At 38.6% G+C, this 18,188-nt stretch carries 23 protein-coding genes and 1 riboswitch; of the genes, 5 read left to right on the top strand and 18 right to left on the bottom strand.

Translation table 11 applies throughout. The features are described from left to right. Window positions 1–150: 150 nt before the first annotated feature. Complete coding sequence (locus ACXAE4_RS05520; RefSeq protein ID WP_034327235.1) at window positions 151–534, top strand: rhodanese-like domain-containing protein; 384 nt, start codon at window positions 151–153, stop codon at window positions 532–534. Window positions 535–578: 44 nt separating this feature from the next. Here ACXAE4_RS05520 and gcvPB read toward each other — a convergent pair whose 3' ends face one another. The 3 genes from gcvPB to gcvT are packed head-to-tail and all read right to left on the bottom strand — an operon-like array spanning window position 579 to window position 4,517. Next, window positions 579–2,057 carry an aminomethyl-transferring glycine dehydrogenase subunit GcvPB gene (gene gcvPB, locus ACXAE4_RS05515; protein ID WP_028411605.1) on the bottom strand — a complete coding sequence of 493 codons (1,479 nt, stop codon included), beginning with the start codon at window positions 2,055–2,057 and terminating at the stop codon, window positions 579–581. Beyond that, entirely contained in the window at window positions 2,050–3,396 is a 1,347-nt protein-coding gene (gene gcvPA / locus ACXAE4_RS05510; protein WP_028411606.1) for an aminomethyl-transferring glycine dehydrogenase subunit GcvPA, read from the bottom strand. Before gcvPA ends, gcvPB begins: the two co-directional genes overlap by 8 nt. Window positions 3,397–3,416: 20 nt before the next feature. Beyond that, window positions 3,417–4,517, bottom strand: coding sequence for a glycine cleavage system aminomethyltransferase GcvT (gene gcvT, locus ACXAE4_RS05505; RefSeq protein WP_098112942.1), 1,101 nt, complete (start codon window positions 4,515–4,517; stop codon window positions 3,417–3,419). Between the two features lie 212 nt (window positions 4,518–4,729). After that, window positions 4,730–4,822, bottom strand: a riboswitch (glycine riboswitch). A gap of 180 nt (window positions 4,823–5,002) precedes the next feature. Between gcvT and ACXAE4_RS05500 the strand changes: the two genes are divergently transcribed. Beyond that, window positions 5,003–6,676, top strand: coding sequence for a DEAD/DEAH box helicase (locus ACXAE4_RS05500; RefSeq protein ID WP_033579702.1), 1,674 nt, complete (start codon window positions 5,003–5,005; stop codon window positions 6,674–6,676). After that, window positions 6,663–7,487, top strand: a complete 825-nt coding sequence (locus ACXAE4_RS05495; protein ID WP_098112943.1) for a YqhG family protein — start codon at window positions 6,663–6,665, stop codon at window positions 7,485–7,487. Before ACXAE4_RS05500 ends, ACXAE4_RS05495 begins: the two co-directional genes overlap by 14 nt. Window positions 7,488–7,510: 23 nt before the next feature. On the opposite strand, the gene ACXAE4_RS05490 is transcribed toward ACXAE4_RS05495, so the two are convergent. The 9 genes from ACXAE4_RS05490 to ACXAE4_RS05450 form a co-directional block, all read right to left on the bottom strand. Then, complete coding sequence (locus ACXAE4_RS05490) at window positions 7,511–7,696, bottom strand: YqzE family protein (RefSeq protein WP_013059170.1); 186 nt, start codon at window positions 7,694–7,696, stop codon at window positions 7,511–7,513. A gap of 43 nt (window positions 7,697–7,739) precedes the next feature. Beyond that, on the bottom strand, window positions 7,740–8,114 hold the full coding sequence (gene comGG / locus ACXAE4_RS05485) for a competence type IV pilus minor pilin ComGG (protein WP_098112944.1): 375 nt from the start codon (window positions 8,112–8,114) through the stop codon (window positions 7,740–7,742). Beyond that, window positions 8,104–8,541, bottom strand: a complete 438-nt coding sequence (comGF, locus tag ACXAE4_RS05480) for a competence type IV pilus minor pilin ComGF (protein ID WP_289578444.1) — start codon at window positions 8,539–8,541, stop codon at window positions 8,104–8,106. The genes comGG and comGF overlap by 11 nt, the downstream gene beginning before the upstream one ends. Then, window positions 8,538–8,876 (bottom strand): type II secretion system protein, encoded by a 339-nt coding sequence (locus ACXAE4_RS05475; protein ID WP_098112946.1) that lies wholly within the window; start codon window positions 8,874–8,876, stop codon window positions 8,538–8,540. Before ACXAE4_RS05475 ends, comGF begins: the two co-directional genes overlap by 4 nt. Then, entirely contained in the window at window positions 8,860–9,297 is a 438-nt protein-coding gene (gene comGD, locus ACXAE4_RS05470) for a competence type IV pilus minor pilin ComGD (protein WP_154973101.1), read from the bottom strand. Before comGD ends, ACXAE4_RS05475 begins: the two co-directional genes overlap by 17 nt. Beyond that, complete coding sequence (comGC, locus tag ACXAE4_RS05465; RefSeq protein ID WP_016765560.1) at window positions 9,284–9,595, bottom strand: competence type IV pilus major pilin ComGC; 312 nt, start codon at window positions 9,593–9,595, stop codon at window positions 9,284–9,286. Before comGC ends, comGD begins: the two co-directional genes overlap by 14 nt. Window positions 9,596–9,609: 14 nt before the next feature. Further along, the gene (gene comGB / locus ACXAE4_RS05460; RefSeq protein ID WP_033579696.1) at window positions 9,610–10,656 is read right to left on the bottom strand and encodes a competence type IV pilus assembly protein ComGB; all 1,047 of its coding nucleotides are present in this window, start codon (window positions 10,654–10,656) and stop codon (window positions 9,610–9,612) included. Continuing rightward, on the bottom strand, window positions 10,647–11,699 hold the full coding sequence (gene comGA / locus ACXAE4_RS05455) for a competence type IV pilus ATPase ComGA (RefSeq protein WP_028411611.1): 1,053 nt from the start codon (window positions 11,697–11,699) through the stop codon (window positions 10,647–10,649). Before comGA ends, comGB begins: the two co-directional genes overlap by 10 nt. A gap of 270 nt (window positions 11,700–11,969) precedes the next feature. Continuing rightward, window positions 11,970–12,353: a Spx/MgsR family RNA polymerase-binding regulatory protein gene (locus tag ACXAE4_RS05450; RefSeq protein WP_028411612.1), complete on the bottom strand. Its 384-nt coding sequence runs from the start codon at window positions 12,351–12,353 to the stop codon at window positions 11,970–11,972. Between the two features lie 261 nt (window positions 12,354–12,614). Here ACXAE4_RS05450 and ACXAE4_RS05445 point away from each other — a divergent pair, with 261 nt between their 5' ends. Next, a complete protein-coding gene (locus ACXAE4_RS05445; RefSeq protein ID WP_013059179.1) occupies window positions 12,615–12,851 on the top strand; it encodes a DUF2626 domain-containing protein in 237 nt (78 codons plus the stop codon). Between the two features lie 37 nt (window positions 12,852–12,888). On the opposite strand, the gene ACXAE4_RS05440 is transcribed toward ACXAE4_RS05445, so the two are convergent. After that, on the bottom strand, window positions 12,889–13,521 hold the full coding sequence (locus ACXAE4_RS05440; protein WP_028411613.1) for an MBL fold metallo-hydrolase: 633 nt from the start codon (window positions 13,519–13,521) through the stop codon (window positions 12,889–12,891). 209 nt (window positions 13,522–13,730) lie between these two features. On the opposite strand from ACXAE4_RS05440, the gene ACXAE4_RS05435 reads away from it, so the two are divergent. After that, window positions 13,731–13,907, top strand: a complete 177-nt coding sequence (locus ACXAE4_RS05435) for a DUF2759 domain-containing protein (protein WP_028411614.1) — start codon at window positions 13,731–13,733, stop codon at window positions 13,905–13,907. A gap of 35 nt (window positions 13,908–13,942) precedes the next feature. On the opposite strand, the gene ACXAE4_RS05430 is transcribed toward ACXAE4_RS05435, so the two are convergent. From ACXAE4_RS05430 to ACXAE4_RS05410, 5 genes are all read right to left on the bottom strand, one after another. Beyond that, window positions 13,943–14,845 carry a M14 family metallopeptidase gene (locus ACXAE4_RS05430; protein WP_028411615.1) on the bottom strand — a complete coding sequence of 301 codons (903 nt, stop codon included), beginning with the start codon at window positions 14,843–14,845 and terminating at the stop codon, window positions 13,943–13,945. A 111-nt stretch (window positions 14,846–14,956) separates the two neighbouring features. Then, window positions 14,957–15,925: an ROK family glucokinase gene (locus ACXAE4_RS05425; RefSeq protein WP_098112947.1), complete on the bottom strand. Its 969-nt coding sequence runs from the start codon at window positions 15,923–15,925 to the stop codon at window positions 14,957–14,959. A gap of 2 nt (window positions 15,926–15,927) precedes the next feature. Then, on the bottom strand, window positions 15,928–16,134 hold the full coding sequence (locus ACXAE4_RS05420) for a YqgQ family protein (protein ID WP_028411617.1): 207 nt from the start codon (window positions 16,132–16,134) through the stop codon (window positions 15,928–15,930). Window positions 16,135–16,315: 181 nt separating this feature from the next. Continuing rightward, window positions 16,316–17,836, bottom strand: coding sequence for a rhomboid family protein (locus ACXAE4_RS05415; protein ID WP_028411618.1), 1,521 nt, complete (start codon window positions 17,834–17,836; stop codon window positions 16,316–16,318). Between the two features lie 134 nt (window positions 17,837–17,970). After that, window positions 17,971–18,147: a hypothetical protein gene (locus ACXAE4_RS05410; protein WP_013059186.1), complete on the bottom strand. Its 177-nt coding sequence runs from the start codon at window positions 18,145–18,147 to the stop codon at window positions 17,971–17,973. Between the last annotated feature and the right edge of the window lie 41 nt (window positions 18,148–18,188).

Raw genomic sequence — 18,188 nt, 5'->3', positions numbered from 1 at the left:
AAGAGCAACATAAAACTACGAATTCAAATGTGGTAGTTTTTTCATTTCGGGGAAGAAATACGCTAGATTCAAGGCAAAATCGCTTTACTTCTAATTTCATTCACTTATATAATAAGAGTATGGATTTTGTCGAAGAAAGGAAGAATCAGCATGTCAGCAATTACAGCAGTACTCATTTTACTTGGAGTAATCATCATATACTCTGTCGTTATGTTCTTTATCCAACGTCGCATTATGAAAACGTTAACTGAAGAAGAATTCCGCAGCGGCTACCGCAAGGCGCAGCTAGTTGATATTCGCGAACCGAATGAATTCGAAAACGGACATATTTTAGGCGCACGAAATATTCCTCTTTCACAGTTCCGTATGCGCATTAAAGAATTTCGTGCGGATCAGCCTGTGTACATCTATTGTCAAAGCGGAATGCGCACAGGACGTGCAGCACAAATGCTTCGTCGCCACGGTGTTCAAGAAATCTATGATTTAAAAGGCGGCTTCAAAATGTGGAACGGTAAAGTAAAAAAGAAAAAATAATGGTATGTATATAGAAAAACCTCGCCTTTGGGCGAGGTTTTTTGTTAGACGTTTTGAACAGCCTGTTCTTTCTGATAGCGAAGAACTGGTTTTCTCGCTGCCAGCGTTTCGTCAAGGCGCTTCACAACCGTTGTATGCGGAGCTTCCTGTACGAGTTCAGGCGTCTCTTCTGCTTCTTTTGCAATTTGAATCATCGCATCGATAAACGCATCTAGCGTTTCTTTCGACTCCGTTTCCGTTGGTTCGATCATCATGCACTCTTCTACGATAAGAGGGAAGTAGATAGTCGGCGGATGATAGCCAAAATCAAGCAGTCGTTTCGCGATATCCAATGTGCGCACACCAAGCTTTTTCTGACGTTTTCCTGATAAAACAAATTCGTGCTTACAGTGACGGTCAAACGGCAGCTCATAGTGTTCTGCTAAACGACGCATCATATAGTTGGCATTTAGCACAGCGTTTTCCGTTACGGCTTTTAAGCCGTCTGGACCCATTGAACGAATATACGTATAAGCGCGAACGTTGATACCGAAGTTACCGTAAAACGGCTTTACGCGTCCAATTGACTGAGGACGGTTATAGTCAAAGTGATAGCCTTGTTCTGTTTTCACAAGCACTGGTTTAGGCAGATACGGAATTAAATCTGCTTTTACCCCTACCGGACCAGAACCAGGACCGCCGCCTCCATGAGGACCTGTAAAGGTTTTATGAAGATTTAAATGAACAACGTCAAATCCCATATCTCCAGGACGAGCTTTGCTTAATACTGCGTTTAAATTTGCACCATCATAATAAAGTTTTCCACCTGCTGCGTGAACAATTTCAGCCATTTCTAAAATATCTTCTTCAAATAACCCTAGCGTATTTGGGTTTGTTAACATTAAAGCGGCTGTATCTTCTCCCACTACGCGGCGTAAATCCTCTAAGTCCACTAAACCATGTTCATTTGATTTTACCGTTACCGTTTCAAATCCTGCAACTGTTGCCGAAGCAGGGTTCGTTCCGTGAGCTGAGTCTGGAACAATGACTTTTGTTCGCTGCGTCTCACCATTTGCTTCATGATAGGCACGAATCATCATAAGCCCGGTCCACTCGCCATGAGCACCCGCTGCTGGCTGAAGTGTTACTTCATCCATTCCCGTAATTTCTGTTAAATGCTCTTGTAAATCATATAAAAGTTCGAGAGCACCTTGAACCGTTTGCTCATCTTGAAGCGGATGAATATGCGCTAACCCAGCAATGCGTGCTGCTTGTTCATTCACTTTTGGATTATATTTCATCGTACATGAACCAAGCGGATAAAACCCTGAGTCCACTCCATGATTTCGTTTTGAAAGCGCGGTGTAATGACGCATAATATCGAGTTCTGATACTTCAGGAAGCTCAGGAGCTTCGGTACGGACATACGCTTTTCCAAGCAGCTCTTCAGCATTTACTTGCGGAACATCTAACTCCGGCAATGAATAGCCGATTCGCCCTTCTTTACTGCTTTCAAAAATAAGTGATTGATTTTGATTAAGCATGAAGATCCCCCAATTCATTTACAAGTTGGTCAATTTCCTCTTTTGTACGGAGTTCTGTAAAAGCAAGCAGCATGTGATTTTCAAGCGCTTGGTTATCACGGCTAAGATCATAACCGCCAATTATTTTTGATGCTAATAAATGATTGTTTGCTTCTGTTACCGAAACAGGAAGCTTCACGACTAGTTCGTTAAAAAACGGTCCTTCAAATGCTACATTTACCCCTTTTGCCTTTAACGCTTCATATGCATAATGCGTTTTTGATAAGTTTTGCAGCGCCATTTCTTTTACACCTTGCTTGCCTAAAGCTGTCATGGCAACTGATGCTGCTAAAGCATTTAACGCTTGATTTGAACAAATGTTAGACGTCGCTTTATCGCGGCGTATATGCTGCTCACGCGCTTGAAGGGTTAAAACAAACCCTCGCTTACCGTTTTCATCCACCGTTTGCCCTACTAATCGTCCTGGAATTTTTCGCATAAGCTTAGACGTAGTTGCAAAGTATCCGCAGTGCGGGCCTCCAAATTGACTTGGAATACCAAATGGCTGTGCATCTCCAATGACAATATCAGCTCCAAATTCTCCAGGAGGCGTAAGTAAACCTAATGATAAAGGATTGCTTGAAACCACAAACATACATTTTTCTTGATGAGTAATTTCTTCAATTTCTTTTAACGGCTCGATTTGTCCGTAGAAATTTGGATACTGGACAATAACAGCTGCCACGTCACTTCCCATCTCTTTTTCTAATGCAATCATATCTGTTACGCCGTCTGCTGCAGGGATTTCTACCACTTCAATGTATTGACCCTTCGCATACGTTTTTAACACATCTTTTGACTCAGGGTGAACGGCCGCAGAGACAAGTACTTTTTTCTTTTTCGTTTGACCCGCACTGAGCATAGCGGCTTCTGCTAAAGCAGTTCCTCCGTCATACATAGAAGAATTGGCCACGTCCATCCCCGTTAACTCACAAATCATTGTTTGAAATTCAAAGATGGCCTGAAGTTCTCCTTGAGAAATTTCCGGTTGATACGGAGTATAGGCCGTATAAAATTCCGAACGAGAAATAACATGATCAACAATAACCGGCATGTAATGATCGTAAACTCCTGCTCCTAAAAAAGAAGCATAGTCTTTTAAATGAGCATTTTTAGCAGCCATATTATTTAATTCTTTTAACAGCTGAGGCTCTGAAGCCGCTTTTTTAATATTGTATTCTCCTTGAAAACGAACGCGCTGCGGAATATCTGAAAATAAATCACCAACAGATGAAACACCAATTGCTGCTAACATTTGCTGCTGATCTTGTTCTGTCATTGGTAAATAGCGATGTAACATGTTAAATTCCTCCCCAAAGCTTACTTTGAACGTTTATAAAAAGGTGTTGAAACCACTTTTGCTTTTAAGCGTTTTTTCCGAACCTGCACTTCCACTTCTTGACCAAGCTCTGTATACTCTGCTGATAATAGCGCTAAACCGATGTTTTTCTTTAATGTCGGTGACTGTGTACCTGTTGTCACAAATCCAATTTGTTCTTCATCTGCAAATACTTCGTAACCGTGTCTTGGTATACCTTTATCAATCATTTCAATTCCTACCAGCTTACGAGGTGCCCCGCTTTCACGCTGTTCTTTTAAAACTTCTTTTCCAATAAAGCTGTCTTTGTTCGTCTTTACTGCAAATCCAATTCGAGCTTCAATGGGCGTAATATCTTTTGAAAGCTCTTGGCCATATAAAGCCAAAGTAGCTTCAAAACGAAGCGTATCACGAGCGCCTAGTCCGCAAGGCAACACCCCGTCCTCACTTCCTGCTTCTAAAATAGCCGTCCACAAGTGAGAGGCGTCAGCTGAAGAACAATAAATTTCAAAACCATCTTCTCCGGTATATCCAGTACGTGAAACAAGAGCATTTACATTCGCTACTTCTACATCATCAGCAAATGTAAATGGCTTTAATGAAGCTAAATTTTCATTCGTTAACGTTTGTAAAACTTTTTCTGCTAAAGGACCTTGTAATGCTAGCTGCGCAGTTTCATCAGATTGATTAACGAGCGTTACATCTCCTTGCTTGTGAGACACAAGCCACTCATAGTCTTTTTGAATATTAGCAGCGTTTACTACCAGCAAATACTCTTGATCTGCTTTTTTGTAAATCAGCAAATCATCTACCGTGCCTCCGTCTTCATAACACATAGCCGTATACTGCGCTTTTCCATCTACAAGGGTAGAAACGTCATTTGTCATCGTATGCTGAAGAAAAGCTAAGCTATCAGCTCCTGTCACAAGAATTTCTCCCATATGAGAGACATCAAAAAGACCTGCCTTTGTACGTACAGCTTCATGCTCTTCTTTAATAGAAGAAAATTGAACGGGAAGAGCCCATCCTCCAAAATCAATTGTTTTGGCACCATATTTTTGATAGGTATCATAAAGCGGCGTTTTGTGTAATTCTGTTGTCATATTTATGTCCTCCTCTTTTTCACGTGAAACTTTTCATAACGGGGAGTTTTCAAATAGTGTGGGAATCACTATGTATCCAAACAAAAAAGGACAGAAAACCCCCTACTGTATTTAGTAGGAAGTCTCTGTCCTTTTCACCTGAAAGTTTACCTATAAACGAATAGGTTTGCCTCGTGGGTGGTCTATAAACGCATAGACACTCTCCAGAGCTGCGTCAAACAAGAGTCTTTTTGCCTGAGAGATTCACAATTTTATTGCTTGCTCCTTCGGCGCTACATTCAAGTAGTCTCTCCCCGTGTCGTCATTCGCTTCTATAAAGTTGGTAAAGTTGGGCATACTACTGAAAGATGTATTTATCTTTATTCACACAATCATTTGTAAAGTGCTAATCTATTTTCTTTTTCAAATTTTCTAAATATATTTTTATCCTACCTGATTCTTATCATTTGTTCAATAAAAATTTTTTACAAAGGAGCATTTTTATCATGAAAGTGAAATTAAACATCGATGAAACATGGGAAGCAGCCTTCTCAACTAAATTGGAGCAAGACGGCCCTTGGTCTGCATGGGATTTGTATAAACTTGCCTATGAAATAGAAGACCAAACGCTTATCTCAGAATTTGAAGGACTACAAAGCCCAAAACATCTAGCCGATTTAACGCCGCTTCCTCATCAGCTCGAAGTAGCCAAACAAGTAGTCGAAACAATGAATGGGAAAGCCATTTTAGCAGATGAAGTAGGACTAGGGAAAACGATTGAAGCAGGGTTAATTTTGAAGGAATATATGATTCGCGGGCTTGTTAAAAAAGTTCTCATTTTAGTTCCAGCTTCGCTTGTTTCACAGTGGGCTATGGAATTGAATCAAAAATTTTATATTCCCGCGGTCCCTCAAAGAAAATCATATGTGTGGGATCAGTGTGACATCGTTGTGTCTTCAATTGATACAGCAAAACGTTCTCCTCATCGAGAAATTGTGCTAGAACAAGACTACGACCTCATCATCATTGATGAAGCTCATAAACTTAAAAACAACAAAACAAAAAACTATGAATTTGTTCAAAGCCTGAAAAAGAAATTTTGTCTGTTGCTAACCGCAACACCGATTCAAAATCGAATTGAAGAAATTTTCAACTTAGTCTCTCTTTTAAAGCCTGGCCATCTCGGCAATAAAGACTATTTTGAAGAATTATTTTCTGCTAAAAAACGCTCTTTGCAAAACGATGAGCACTTAAAAGAGCTTGTTAACAAAGTTATGATTCGAAATCGCCGCCATGATACGGGTATCGAATGGACGAAGCGAATTGTTCAAACCATTCCTGTTGAATTTTCACCGAAAGAACGCGAGCTATACGATGCGATTACGTCTTTTAAAGGAAACGGACTGCACCCTTCAAGTGCTTTTTCAATTTTAACCCTGCAGCGAGAGGCCTGCAGCAGCCGTGAAGCGGTGTATATGACATTAAAAAACATGCTGGAACGTCAGGAAGATCAAAACAGCGCATTAACGGAACATATGATTACTCCGTTAATGCAACTACTTCAGCAAGTGCCGCAAAATGCAAAAGCAGAAAAAGTTCTGGAGCTCGTTCAAAAAATTGATGACAAAGTTATTATTTTCACTGAGTACAGAGCAACTCAACTGTACTTACAGTGGTATTTAAAACAGCATGGAATTACCTCTGTACCGTTTAGAGGAGGATTTAAGCGAGGTAAAAAAGACTGGATGAAGCAGCTTTTTGAAAGCCACGCGCAAGTATTTATTGCCACTGAAGCGGGCGGAGAAGGAATCAACCTTCAGTTTTGTCATCATATTATTAACTATGATCTACCGTGGAATCCAATGCGTCTAGAACAGCGAATTGGAAGGGTACATCGTTTAGGTCAAAAGCATGATGTTCACATTTACAATTTAGCGATTCAACATACGGTCGAAGAACATATTTTAAAATTGTTATACGAAAAAATAAACCTGTTTGAACGAGTTGTTGGAGAGTTAGATGATATTTTAACAAAGCTTGATTTAAAAAATATCGAAGAGCATATTCAAGATATTTTATTTCATTCACGGAGTGAAGGAGAAATAAAAATCAAAATGGAGAACTTGACGTCTATTATTCAATACGAAGACAGCGAGGAGGATCAGCATGCAGCAAACTGATATTCATCAATTTTTAAAGCGTTACTTTCTAGCTAATAATTGTTCTATTGTTACAGAAACACCGTCTTATCTGACGGTTCAATTAACGATTGAACTCGACAAAGAATTGATGAATCGTCCATTTTATTGGCACTATATTGAAAAGACGGGAGGAGAAGCAATTCCTGCTTCGCTCACTTTCATTACAGACCCAGCATTTGAAGACGATTCCGTTCAAGGCGAACGAATTCATTTTGGCTCACCTAGGCTGCACCAAATTTTCGCTTCTACTCAGAAACTAGGCGGGTTTATTCACTTGTATGAACAAGTTGCATCAGCTCAGCAAACAAATCAGCCTTTACATCCTTGGCTTGCGTTAAATATTAAAGTCTCGTACAAATGCGATCGCAAAAAAGATGAGCTTTTGTCGCTTGGTATTAATTTAATCAATGGACAAATCGTTGAATCATTTCATGAATTAATCATTAATCAAAATTTGTCATCTAAAATCTCAGACTATTGCTTTACTCTTTCACCTTTTATTAAACCGAAAAGTGCCATCTCACGACTCACATCATATGTGACTGACTATGTTAAAACTCAGCCAACTGAATGGGCTGAAAAAGCGCAGGAAAGATGGTATGAAGACTTAGCGCTTCTTGATCATTTTTACGAAACGGCGGAGGAGCTGCCAGAAATATATATGACCGAAAAAACAGCGCTTCAAGAGCTGTACGAACCGACTATTTTATTCAAGTTTATAAACGGTGGCTTATTTTACATATCGCCTGAAACGATGTCTCGTCAATTTAATAAAACACAAGCCGGTTAAAAAAAGATGAGCATATGATATGCTCATCTTTCTTTTTTCTTTCTGTACCACAGCATAAACGACAGCGGAATCATTCCAAACCATCTGTTTGCAAAAGGTGCTCGCTCTTCTTTTTTTTGAATCTTTTTCGTTTTCCTCTCTTCTTTTGGCTGATCCATATATTGTACAAATTGCTGAGTCATATATTTTACATAATCATTCGTTTTCATATAATCATCTCCTCAGCACTATTATATCCGGAGAGAAAGAGACTTAATCCGTCCACTTCACAATGTGCTGATCCTTTTTTTGAATATATGCGGTTTCTGTCAATGCTCTTCCTTGCAATGTTTGACACTTTATTTTTAGAATAATCATCTGTTCATCTTCACTTACTACTTCGTATGAAACCGTACCCGTTTCTAATACTAAGGGTGCAGATGGAGATTTATTCTGTTCTTTTATTTCTTTTTTCACATGTACCACCGCGTTTTCTAGAAGATGCTGCAGACGATTTTTCTGCTCTACTTCTTGATAAAATGAACTTTTCGTCACAAAATAAGTGGTTTGTTGAGCTACTAACAGAAGAAAAAGCGCACAGAATGCCAACACAACCGGGAGAATAAACCCTTGCTCATTATGTTTCATAAGCAAGCATCAAAAACGTCGTAATGGTTTCTTCTCTAACTTTGTTAACACCGTCTGTTGAACGAATCAACAGCCTTTCTTTTTGCTGTTCATACATAATATTCTTAATGTGCTGCAGCACCACTTCATGACCGCTTTCATCCACTCGTCTTCTTATCTTATCTTCATAGCGTTCATAAGTGATGATCTGATTATTTTCCATTTTCAACGTAAGCGTAGTCGCATGAATTCCCACTTCTTTTGCTTCTCGATATTCCATAGCAAGTTGATTCACAAAAATTCCCCACTCCATTTCATTCATACTAAAGTCCGGATTATACGTTTGCTTAGCTAGCGGAATGATAATGGGGAAAAATGAAACAATGATCAAAAAAAGAGTAAAACTGACTAACACCTCTACAAGCGTAAAGCCTTTTTCACTTTTCACTTCAACATCACATCACACTTCTTTTTCATTTTATCAGCGGAATCTGTCCATTCTACACAAAGCTTTTGAGCACTTTCTCCGTTCCACTTCAGATAAAACACAACGTTTTCTTTTATGATTTTTTCTCGCTGTTTATATCCTGCTTCATATTTATATTTCAATAGCTCTTCGTGCAAGATAGCATCAGCTTGATACGAAACATATTGCTTCTTTTCTGCTTCCTTCATCTGAACATACAAAGGAATAATTGTACCGGTTAGGAGTAAAAGCATGCTAAATGAAACAAGCATTTCTAACAAGGTATAGCCCTGCTGACCCTTACATCTTGTCCACATAAAAACGCCCTCTACCTATTTGAAAAGTAACTTTGTATTTAAACTTTTGACTGCTGATAAAAATGGTCTTTGCTTGAGAAATATTGCCGTTTTTGTTGTATTGTATCGTGGAATTGCCGCTTCCAAACGTGATATGAATGGTGGAGTCATAGGTGCGCTTATAAAGAACGGCACGAGAATCAGAAACAATATATTCTGTTCCGTTCGGTGCGAAGTTAATTTTAATTGGAGATTCTCGGTTCATGGCTGTCTGCTGCACATAAAACGTGTCGCTTTGCAGCTGTCGCAAGAATAATGTGATTTTGTAATATTCCACAAGCGGCCGAATGGTTACGATAATGGAAAACATCATCACTTGCACAATAAATAAAACCATCAGCATCTCAATGAGGGTAAATCCTTTTTGCTTAAGAAGAACCACTAGCCGTAACCTTTCCGGTACCGTCAATTTGAATAGCTTGACCATTTGGACACACGGTGCCTTCTTTTAAGTAGCCTCCTGCTTCAAGCTCTTCTAGACTTGGTTTTTCGCCGTTTTCAAGCTCATATACTTGTACCTCAGCCTCTACGGTTTTGACAAGAGCTGAGCAGCCTTTGTTGTTAATAACCGTATTATGCTTTAATACATTTGGAATCATAATGAGCAAAAGCACGGTAATAACGAGCATAACGATTAACATTTCAATAAGGGTAAACCCTTTATTACCTTTTAGAATCATATTCTTTCACCCTTCTACAAGCTCGACATCACTTCTAACATCGGAAGCATAACAGACATATACATAAGCAGAATGACCATTCCGATGAACAAAAATGTAAGCGGCTGTACATATTTTAAAATACGAAAAATAAATTGTTCCATTCTTTCCATCATAAATAGACTGTAATCATACAGCTCTTGAGAAAGCTCACCGTTCTGCTGGCCATGCACAATAACATGAGCCAAGTCTTTTTCATAATGAGATTTAGCTGAAACGATATGATCTAATCGCATTCCTGAGGAAAGTTGATCTGTAAAAGCAAAAGCTTCCACTTGAAAGAACGGATGATGCTCCTGCTTTTGAAAAAGAGCAAAACATTCATAAATAGATAAACCACCGTTTAATAAATTGCTCATATGAACAGAAAAAAAGTAGGAGTTAAATAGCCGTGTGAACGTTCGGATAACGGGAACTCTCATAAAAAGCTGCATTTGAACTACTGGAGGCAATTTTTTAATGTAAATTACATAAAACAAATAAAGGATGATTGGCATACTGATGACTGCAGGTAACACAAAAGGAAAGAACGACATCGCCTGCATAAATAAGAGGATAAACGAAGACTGCTTGTTTCCAAAGGATAAGTACAGAGCTTCAAACTGCGGAAGTAAAACCGTACTTAAAACAAATAAAATGGAAAGAATAAACAGAAGCAGCAATACGGGATATTGAACAAGCTTTTGAAATTTTTTACGATGCCTTACTTTTTCTTCAATCATTGAGCTACTTTCTTTTAAAGCAAATTGAAGATTTCCATGCTGTTCCGCAAAATATAAATAGCTTAAAATATCACGGTGAAACTGAAGTTTAACAAAAGCATCGTGCAAAGATTCTCCTCGTTTTAACTGCTCAAGACATTTTTCAATATCCGTTTTTTCTTTGTTAGATACTTGAAACGTCAAAAATGAAAGAGCTTGAGAAAGAGTGTAGCCTTTTTCTAAGAGCTTGGAGACCTGCTTAAGAATTTTTGCTTGCTGAGCCAGAGACCACCTTTTTTGTCTATTTGTCTTTACCCCCATCCGTCTAGCGAATGCGGATATAAATAGCCTAGCGCGATTCCTTTTAGAATAACATCTCGGAGCGTCTTATAATCATAATCCGCATTTTCTCCTTTCACTTCTCTCATCACTGCGCTAAGCTCCTTGCCATAAAGCAATTCGTATATGCTGGACTGACGATGCTTCCTCATTTTTTTACAAGCAGGGTGGCATTTTCCCGAACACAGCGGACAGCGAATTTCTACAAGACGCTGTGCAGCTACTGCTACAAGAGTCTGCTCCATTTCTTGAAAGCTAACGCCAAACTCAAGCAGCCTGTACAAAGATCCTTTTGTATCTTTAGTATGCATCGTTGTCAAAACCAAGTGTCCGGTAAGCGCTGCTCTCACAGCAATTTTGGCGGTCTCACTATCTCTTATTTCTCCCACCATGATAATGTCTGGATCATGGCGCAATATAGCTTTTAAACCAGTCGTATACGTAATCCCTGCGCGTTCATTTACCTGCACTTGAAGCACGGTTTCACTCGGTTTTTCAATAGGATCTTCTAGTGTAATAACATTTCGATTAAAAAGGTGCTTTACTTCGTGTAAAAGAGTATATAGAGTAGTGGTTTTACCTGATCCTGTAGGACCGGTAAAAATAATTAATCCATGAGAGAATTTCAAGAGAGAAATAAGCTTTTTAGTATGTTCAGGAAAAAGAGATAAATGTTTGAGAGAGGTAGATTGTTGATGAGGCAAAAGCCGAATAACAAGACTTTCATCATGAGAAGTAGGAAGAGTTGATAAACGCAAATTTACTTGATAGTGATCAACGGAAGTGGTCAATGCACCATTTTGAGGTTTTCTGCGCTCCCCAATATCCATTCCCCCTAAAAACTTAAAATGCGAAATGAGCCGTTCAGACATTTCCTTTGAAATAACCCTCTTTAAAATAAGCTCCTGGTCAATTCGCAGCTGAATCACAGCATCTTTCTTTCGGGGCACAATATGCACATCAGAACTTCGACACTCACATGCATCTCGTATAACGTAAGTAGCAAACTGTTCAATTTCGGTCAAACGATCATCACTCCTTTATTTGTAATGAAGATGATTCTTAAAACACCTAGAAACAGTAATTTCGACCTTTTTCGAGATTTCCCTCCTTCTTTTTTCATTTTTTATAATTTTTTTCGTATACGCTTCTTTTCTTCGCTTCAGTCCTTGTACACGATGTACAACTTCTGTACACCTCTAAACGATTACATAAAAAAAAGACAACGTGATGTAAAACTCTACGCTGTCGTTTTATTCGTTATTTACTGAATTGAGCTTCTTCATCATGTATGCTTACACAACTAGAGACGCAAGACTTGTTTTTTTCTTGACCAAATTTTTAAGTGCAGATTCGTTATAACCTACTACAAGCTTTTTGCCATCCGTTAAAATGGGGCGGCGAAGCAAACGAGGATGTTCAATTAATAGATTGACTACTTGTGATAACGTCATGCTGTCCACATCAACATTTAACTTTTTATATTCCTGACTTCTTTTAGCAAGAAGTTCATCCATCCCTTCTGTTGTCATAGAAAGAAGTTCAAGCATTTCTTTATGAGTAGGTGTTTCTCTAAATAAATGACGCTCTTTAAAATTTACATCTTCCTTCACTAGCCACTTTTTCGTTTTACGACATGATGTACAGCTCGGGTACGTATAAAATTTAATTTCTTCCATATGAAACCCTCCCGTTTTTTAGTTATAGATTGTTTATATACATTGTACACGTTTTGTATAACCTTTGTATAGTATTTTGCATACGTTTTGTATAACTTTTTTTCTTCTGTCGTATTTCAAGGAAAAGATAGCGTTTTCAGGAAAGAAAGGATGTATTATAATGGAAAAGTATCGATATAGTTTCATAAGTGCTTTCTAGTGCTTACACAGCGATGACATTCATCATGACACTAACTAAGTTTGATAAAGGAGGAAATGGACGTGGAACGAATGTACCGTGTAATGGGGTTCTGGACAGCAATTTTCACTGTAATGTTTTACCTCGGTCACATGCATAAGACTTCTTTACTCTTTTTAGCTCAAACAGGTTTTTTTGTAATTCTTAGTTATTTAAAGCTGTCTGAAAGAATGTACATTTACGTTTTTGGAGCATATTTGACCGTCTTTTTTGTGGGGTTCACGTACTGGTCAACTTTTATGATGACACCAGGACAGTAAAGAGAAAAGCGATGGGCTTCCATCGCTTTTTGTATTCTTAAAACCCATTTAGAAAAGGATTTTGATCCATTTCGTGTCCCACAGTTGTTTCAGGTCCGTGACCGCTTAGTACAAGCGTATCTTCTGGAAGGGACAGCAATTTCGATTCGATGCTTTCTAACAGCTGAGCTTGATTACCTCCAGGTAAATCTGTGCGCCCGATGCCGCCTGCAAAAAGCGCGTCACCAGATACTACAAAGTTACCCGGTTTGAAATAATATGAAACGCTGCCAGGAGAATGACCAGGCGTTTCATACACCTCAAATTGGAATGAACCGATTGTTAAATTGCCTTCTGATGAAATAATATCGGTTGCATCTGGAGCTGTAATTTCTCCTAGGTCAAAAAATTTCGACCCGTTTAAGTCACTATTATGAAGCCATTCTTTTTCGTTTTTATGTACATAAAGCGGGATAGAGTAGTGATTCATCACCTCATCTACTCCTCCAATGTGATCGAAATGAGCGTGTGTCAGCAAAATAGCTAATGGTTTATACGTTTGTTTTTCGAGAAATTCAACGAGCTGTTTTCCCTGAGCTCCCGGATCAAAAATTAAACATTCTTTTTTTTCGTTAGCAACGACATAACAATTCGTTTGAATAGGTCCTAGCGGTATACGATGATAGTTCATAATGTGTCCTCCTTGTGTAAATTTATTTCCGTTATATGCATTATCATACACACATCATCTTATAAATGAAAGTAAGGACCTTTCTAAGCCAAAGAAGCAAAAGAAAGATTGGTTTTCATCTCGACAAACGGTTAGAAAAGTTTTACAATTGAAGGGATAAGCTAATGATAGCGCTTTAATTTTAAGTTACCTAAAGGAGGTTTCTTCGAGTGGGTCTTATGATTATTTTTGCACTAACAACATTGCTAGGCGTATTTGCAGCTATTTCATCTTTGAGAAATAAAAACATATTAGGCATTGGTTTTTCGGTACTAACATTCGGTGTATTCGGATGGTTTACCGTGATGACCATCATACATCACGGTTATCCGGCGGTACATCATTAAAAAAGCCATGCAAAGCATATGCTTTGCGTGGCTTTTTAAATAGACAGATAATCCATTGCCGCAACTAAAATAGCTTTAGTCGGATTATATACGCGCGATATTTGAGATAAAGGCAGCGGATTAATCCCTTTTCCCAATTCTAGGGTGAACCCCAGCTTTTTCTTTTCTAAAATAAACCAATCCTTAAATCCCGCGTGACTATCAATCGTTTTGACAGCTTTATAACCGCTTACCCTTTCAAAATAGCTTGCTATTTCCTCTGCTTCCTCAGGCTCTTCATTCATATACCCCCAATAAAATTCTTCTCCTTGGGTATGTAAAGCAATCACACAATCAAAATCATGACGCTCAACGAGTTTTACCATTGCCTGAGCTTCAGGTTCAGAGAGAGATTCATAGCCTGGAAAATCTCGATAATGCGGCGCTTTAGGTTCTTTACGCTTTTTTTCGATTTCCCAATAAGCCGGAAACTGATTGTTTAAGTCCACCCCTCGGATATTTGCTTTCCAGCTTTGAAAATCCGGAAAATCTCTCCCTATTTTAGAAAGAAAAGACGCATAAGGTTCGCCTACACCAGGACCTTTTAAGACCAGATCTACTCCGTCTGGGTTAACAATTGGAACTGCAGAAAGCGTAATTTGATTAAAAAGAGCTCTTGAATCTTGCCCGTTCAACGCCTGATCATAATGAAGAGCAGCTAAATAATCTTCCATAAACTGTAGAAGAACATTTGTCGTAATCCATTCATTAGCATGAAACGACGCATTGATATGAACCTTTCTCTTTCCGTTTCCAATTAAAATATGAGGAATCGGCTTTCCAAGCACGCTGCACCCTATCCATTCAAGAGAACCATAGGGATAATAAGTCAAAAGTGTTTGTATGTCTTTTATGGTTCGCTTGTAATCGTAAGGCTTTTGGATATCTATAATTCGCATAATCTTCACTCCTTTACACTATGTATATGTAAAGATTGAAAAGATGCATGATAAAAAAGCGCTTTGACATTTAGTCAAAGCGCTTTTTTATCTCAGTTAGATTCTTGCTTATTATTCAAAATAAGATTTAACTAACCAAGCTCCTCCAATAATTCCCGCATCGTTTCCTAAAGTAGCGATTGCTAGTTCAGCACCTTGTGCTACGCGAGGAAATGCAAAACGTTTGAAATAACCTCTTACCGGTGCAAGTAATACCTCGCCTGCACGAGACACACCGCCGCCTAGAACGATTTTCTCAGGGTTTAATGCATTAGCAGAGTTTGCTAGTGCTAGACCTAAATGAAAGGCAACTTTATCTACAACATGCATCGCTAACTCGTCTTTTGAACGAGCTGCATCAAATACATCTTTAGATGTAACTTGTCCATTTTGTTCTAACACTGTGCGAAGCTCACTTGGTTTGTCCGTTTCCGTTAATTCTTCCATTGTTAAACGTACAATTCCAGTTGCTGAAGCGATTGTTTCTAAACAGCCGGTTTTGCCGCAGTTACACGGTGCTCCGCCTTCAGGAATAGAAGTAATGTGCCCAATCTCACCAGCGGCTCCATTTACGCCTTGTACAATTTCACCGTTGGCAATGACACCGCCGCCAACACCTGTGCCAAGCGTAACGCACAGCAAATCTTTTGCTCCGTCTCCAGCACCTTTCCACATTTCTCCAATGGCTGCAATGTTTGCATCATTGTCTACTACAACAGGAAGAGAAGTTTCTACTTCCAAGATATCTTTGATAGGGAATTTTTCCCAACCTAAATTGACAGCTACTTCAATCGAACCGTTTGCAAAGTTGACAGGCCCCGGTGCACCAATACCAATTCCTACCAACCTTGACTTTACTTCTCCAAGATCGTTTAACTTTTTATCAATTGCTTTTGCAATATCTGTTGGAATTTTACGGCCTTGCTCGCTCACATCCGTATTAATTTCCCACTTGTGAATGATTTCTCCATAATGATTAATAAAGGCCATTTTTATTGTTGTACCGCCTAAATCAACTCCAACTAACCATTTGTCATCCATGTTCATTCATCCTTTTTCTCTTTTTGTTGTTTTAACTCTCGACGAAGCAAAAGAATTGCCATTTGGTAATCACGTACATCAATCAAATTAGACTGATATAATTCTTTTACTTCCGCTTCCATCAGCTCTAAATCAGCAGTACGATCGCCTACGTATATAAAAATGCCGAAGGACTTTAATAATTGTTGTACATCATATAACGTATTCATTCTGTCACCTTTATCCTATTTTCTAGGTGATATGATTCATTTATTTTGAGATAACTCAACAGTCATTCAGTCATAAACAGCGGCCGTATTTAACGCCCACTGCTAGGTCTACATATTAATATTCTAGTAAACGTTCTCACAATAGTAAAGTATAAAATATTAAATTCGTCATTCAACAGTTTTAATTTTCTAGCTGTTGCTTCAGCTTTTCATATTTTTTACTTTGTGGTTCAAGCGCAATTGCTTTGTCGATATTTTGTGTGGCCGCTGAAATATCGTTCAGTTTTATATTCACCAAAGCTAAATAGTAATACGCCTCATGAAAAGTTGAATCATACTTTACAGCCTGATTCAATTGCTGTTTAGCTTCTTTATAATTTTCAAGATAAAGTTCTGCGCTAGCACTGATAAAATATATGTCACTATTGCTTGTCCCTTTTTCAATAAAAAGCTTGATGGCGTCTTTTGCTTCTTCATACTGCTTCTGCTGAAGATACGTAGCCGCTACGCTGAGTGCATATGGCTCATCTTGATAAACAGAACGCTCATGATATCCATAAAAAAGCAGACTTCCTACTAATAAAAGCGTGCAAATGAAAGCCGGAATCTGAATATACAGCTTTTTTTGTTTCGGTAAACTGACGATGCTTGCAGCTAAAAATCCGCCAACCAAACCGCCAATATGCCCTGCATTATCGACGTTCGGCGCAACAAATCCAAAAATCAAGTTAATCACAATGATGACAATGAAACTCGATCCCATTGTTCGAAAAAAGAAGCGTGGATTTGTTCTTGCTAAAAACAGTAAAGCTCCAAAGCAACCGAAAATGGCCCCTGAGGCTCCTGCGGAAATAGACGTATTCCATATAAAACTTCCTAGAGATCCTGCAAACCCGGCAAATATATAAATAAAGACAAAACGCCCGCTGCCATATATCCTCTCTACAAGCGTTCCTAAATAATACAGGGCTACACTATTCATAAGCAAATGCAGAAGTCCTATATGCAAAATTATAGGTGTAAAAAAACGCCACCATTCGCCTTCTATAATTAAGGGGTTATATTTAGCTCCGTATTGAATCAGAGTGAGCGTATTTTGCGTACTGCTTTTCCACTCCAGAAATAGAAACATTAAGATTTGCATCGCTAAAAATATATATGTAAAAATAGGCTTTCCGTATCCAGCTATTTGCTGTTCTTCGCTTTGTTTTTTCTGCACAAAAAGCACAATTTTATGTTTCCACTGTTCTATCCGCTGAGCTTCTTCTTCGGAAGAGAAATTGTCTGCGCTTTCTAATGTAAGACCCAGCCGTTCGAATAGAGGTTCATAAGCGCTTGCTTTCTCTGCCGTTAGTTGTTCAACATAACTATTCACTTTAGAGGGACTCGGCGCACTTTCTAAGGACTGCTCTGTATAAAAAGGATCAAAATCAGCAAAGTAAATTGTGTTAAGAGTAAGCGTTGATTTACCGCTCTGCTTTCGCACATTCTCAGCTCTTTGTAATGCATACAGTACATCTTTTTGCTGCTCAACGACTGATTTGAAATTACGGCGGACTATGCGGATTATTGACTTATCTTTGCGATAGTGAGATTGAAACCATAGCTCTGAAGCATCAGCTTTCATCGAAATCAGCTCATATGAAGAATGGCCAAGCAATTGCTGTGCCACCTGCAAATAATAAAAATCTTGCCTAGACAAATAGTCACCTCCTCACACTCTCTATATGTAAAGATGGCAGAAAGCCAGGAAAAAAGCAACGATTTTCCCTTTTTCTTTTTCTACGAAAAAACACCTTACATGTCTGTAAGGTGTTTTTTATGTATCTTTCGCTCTTAGCGGAAGACCTGCTTCATTAAACGATCCCGAACAAACGGCAAATTAAAAAATGAACGAACAGCTAGACTGCGGATAAATGAATTTCCAAACAGCGAATTTAAAACACGGTATCTCATTTGGTAGCCCAGCGTTCCAACAACTAAAAGCGTAAGTACTAATACAATATGTCTCATTTTCAAGCCTCCTTACGTTTACTTTGCTCCTATGACGAACA

The sequence above is a fragment of the Priestia sp. ABM2_011 genome, from assembly GCF_056158845.1.
The sequence above is the reverse complement of the archived record's forward strand: the minus strand, read 5'-3'. Positions and strand labels throughout refer to the sequence as shown.

What these genes read in the sequence shown, in the direction of transcription:
- ACXAE4_RS05500 (WP_033579702.1), top strand. Translation starts at nt 5,003, where the DNA reads ATGAAAGTGAAATTAAACATCGATGAAACATGGGAAGCAGCCTTCTCA.
- ACXAE4_RS05440 (WP_028411613.1), bottom strand. Translation starts at nt 13,521, where the DNA reads ATGAACTATCATCGTATACCGCTAGGACCTATTCAAACGAATTGTTAT.
- gcvPA (WP_028411606.1), bottom strand. Translation starts at nt 3,396, where the DNA reads ATGTTACATCGCTATTTACCAATGACAGAACAAGATCAGCAGCAAATG.
- ACXAE4_RS05425 (WP_098112947.1), bottom strand. Translation starts at nt 15,925, where the DNA reads ATGGATGACAAATGGTTAGTTGGAGTTGATTTAGGCGGTACAACAATA.
- comGG (WP_098112944.1), bottom strand. Translation starts at nt 8,114, where the DNA reads ATGAAACATAATGAGCAAGGGTTTATTCTCCCGGTTGTGTTGGCATTC.
- gcvPB (WP_028411605.1), bottom strand. Translation starts at nt 2,057, where the DNA reads ATGCTTAATCAAAATCAATCACTTATTTTTGAAAGCAGTAAAGAAGGG.
- ACXAE4_RS05430 (WP_028411615.1), bottom strand. Translation starts at nt 14,845, where the DNA reads ATGCGAATTATAGATATCCAAAAGCCTTACGATTACAAGCGAACCATA.
- gcvT (WP_098112942.1), bottom strand. Translation starts at nt 4,517, where the DNA reads ATGACAACAGAATTACACAAAACGCCGCTTTATGATACCTATCAAAAA.
- ACXAE4_RS05475 (WP_098112946.1), bottom strand. Translation starts at nt 8,876, where the DNA reads ATGTGGACAAGATGTAAGGGTCAGCAGGGCTATACCTTGTTAGAAATG.
- comGB (WP_033579696.1), bottom strand. Translation starts at nt 10,656, where the DNA reads ATGGGGGTAAAGACAAATAGACAAAAAAGGTGGTCTCTGGCTCAGCAA.
- comGC (WP_016765560.1), bottom strand. Translation starts at nt 9,595, where the DNA reads ATGATTCTAAAAGGTAATAAAGGGTTTACCCTTATTGAAATGTTAATC.
- ACXAE4_RS05490 (WP_013059170.1), bottom strand. Translation starts at nt 7,696, where the DNA reads ATGAAAACGAATGATTATGTAAAATATATGACTCAGCAATTTGTACAA.
- ACXAE4_RS05520 (WP_034327235.1), top strand. Translation starts at nt 151, where the DNA reads ATGTCAGCAATTACAGCAGTACTCATTTTACTTGGAGTAATCATCATA.
- ACXAE4_RS05420 (WP_028411617.1), bottom strand. Translation starts at nt 16,134, where the DNA reads ATGAATACGTTATATGATGTACAACAATTATTAAAGTCCTTCGGCATT.
- ACXAE4_RS05450 (WP_028411612.1), bottom strand. Translation starts at nt 12,353, where the DNA reads ATGGAAGAAATTAAATTTTATACGTACCCGAGCTGTACATCATGTCGT.
- ACXAE4_RS05410 (WP_013059186.1), bottom strand. Translation starts at nt 18,147, where the DNA reads ATGAGACATATTGTATTAGTACTTACGCTTTTAGTTGTTGGAACGCTG.
- ACXAE4_RS05495 (WP_098112943.1), top strand. Translation starts at nt 6,663, where the DNA reads ATGCAGCAAACTGATATTCATCAATTTTTAAAGCGTTACTTTCTAGCT.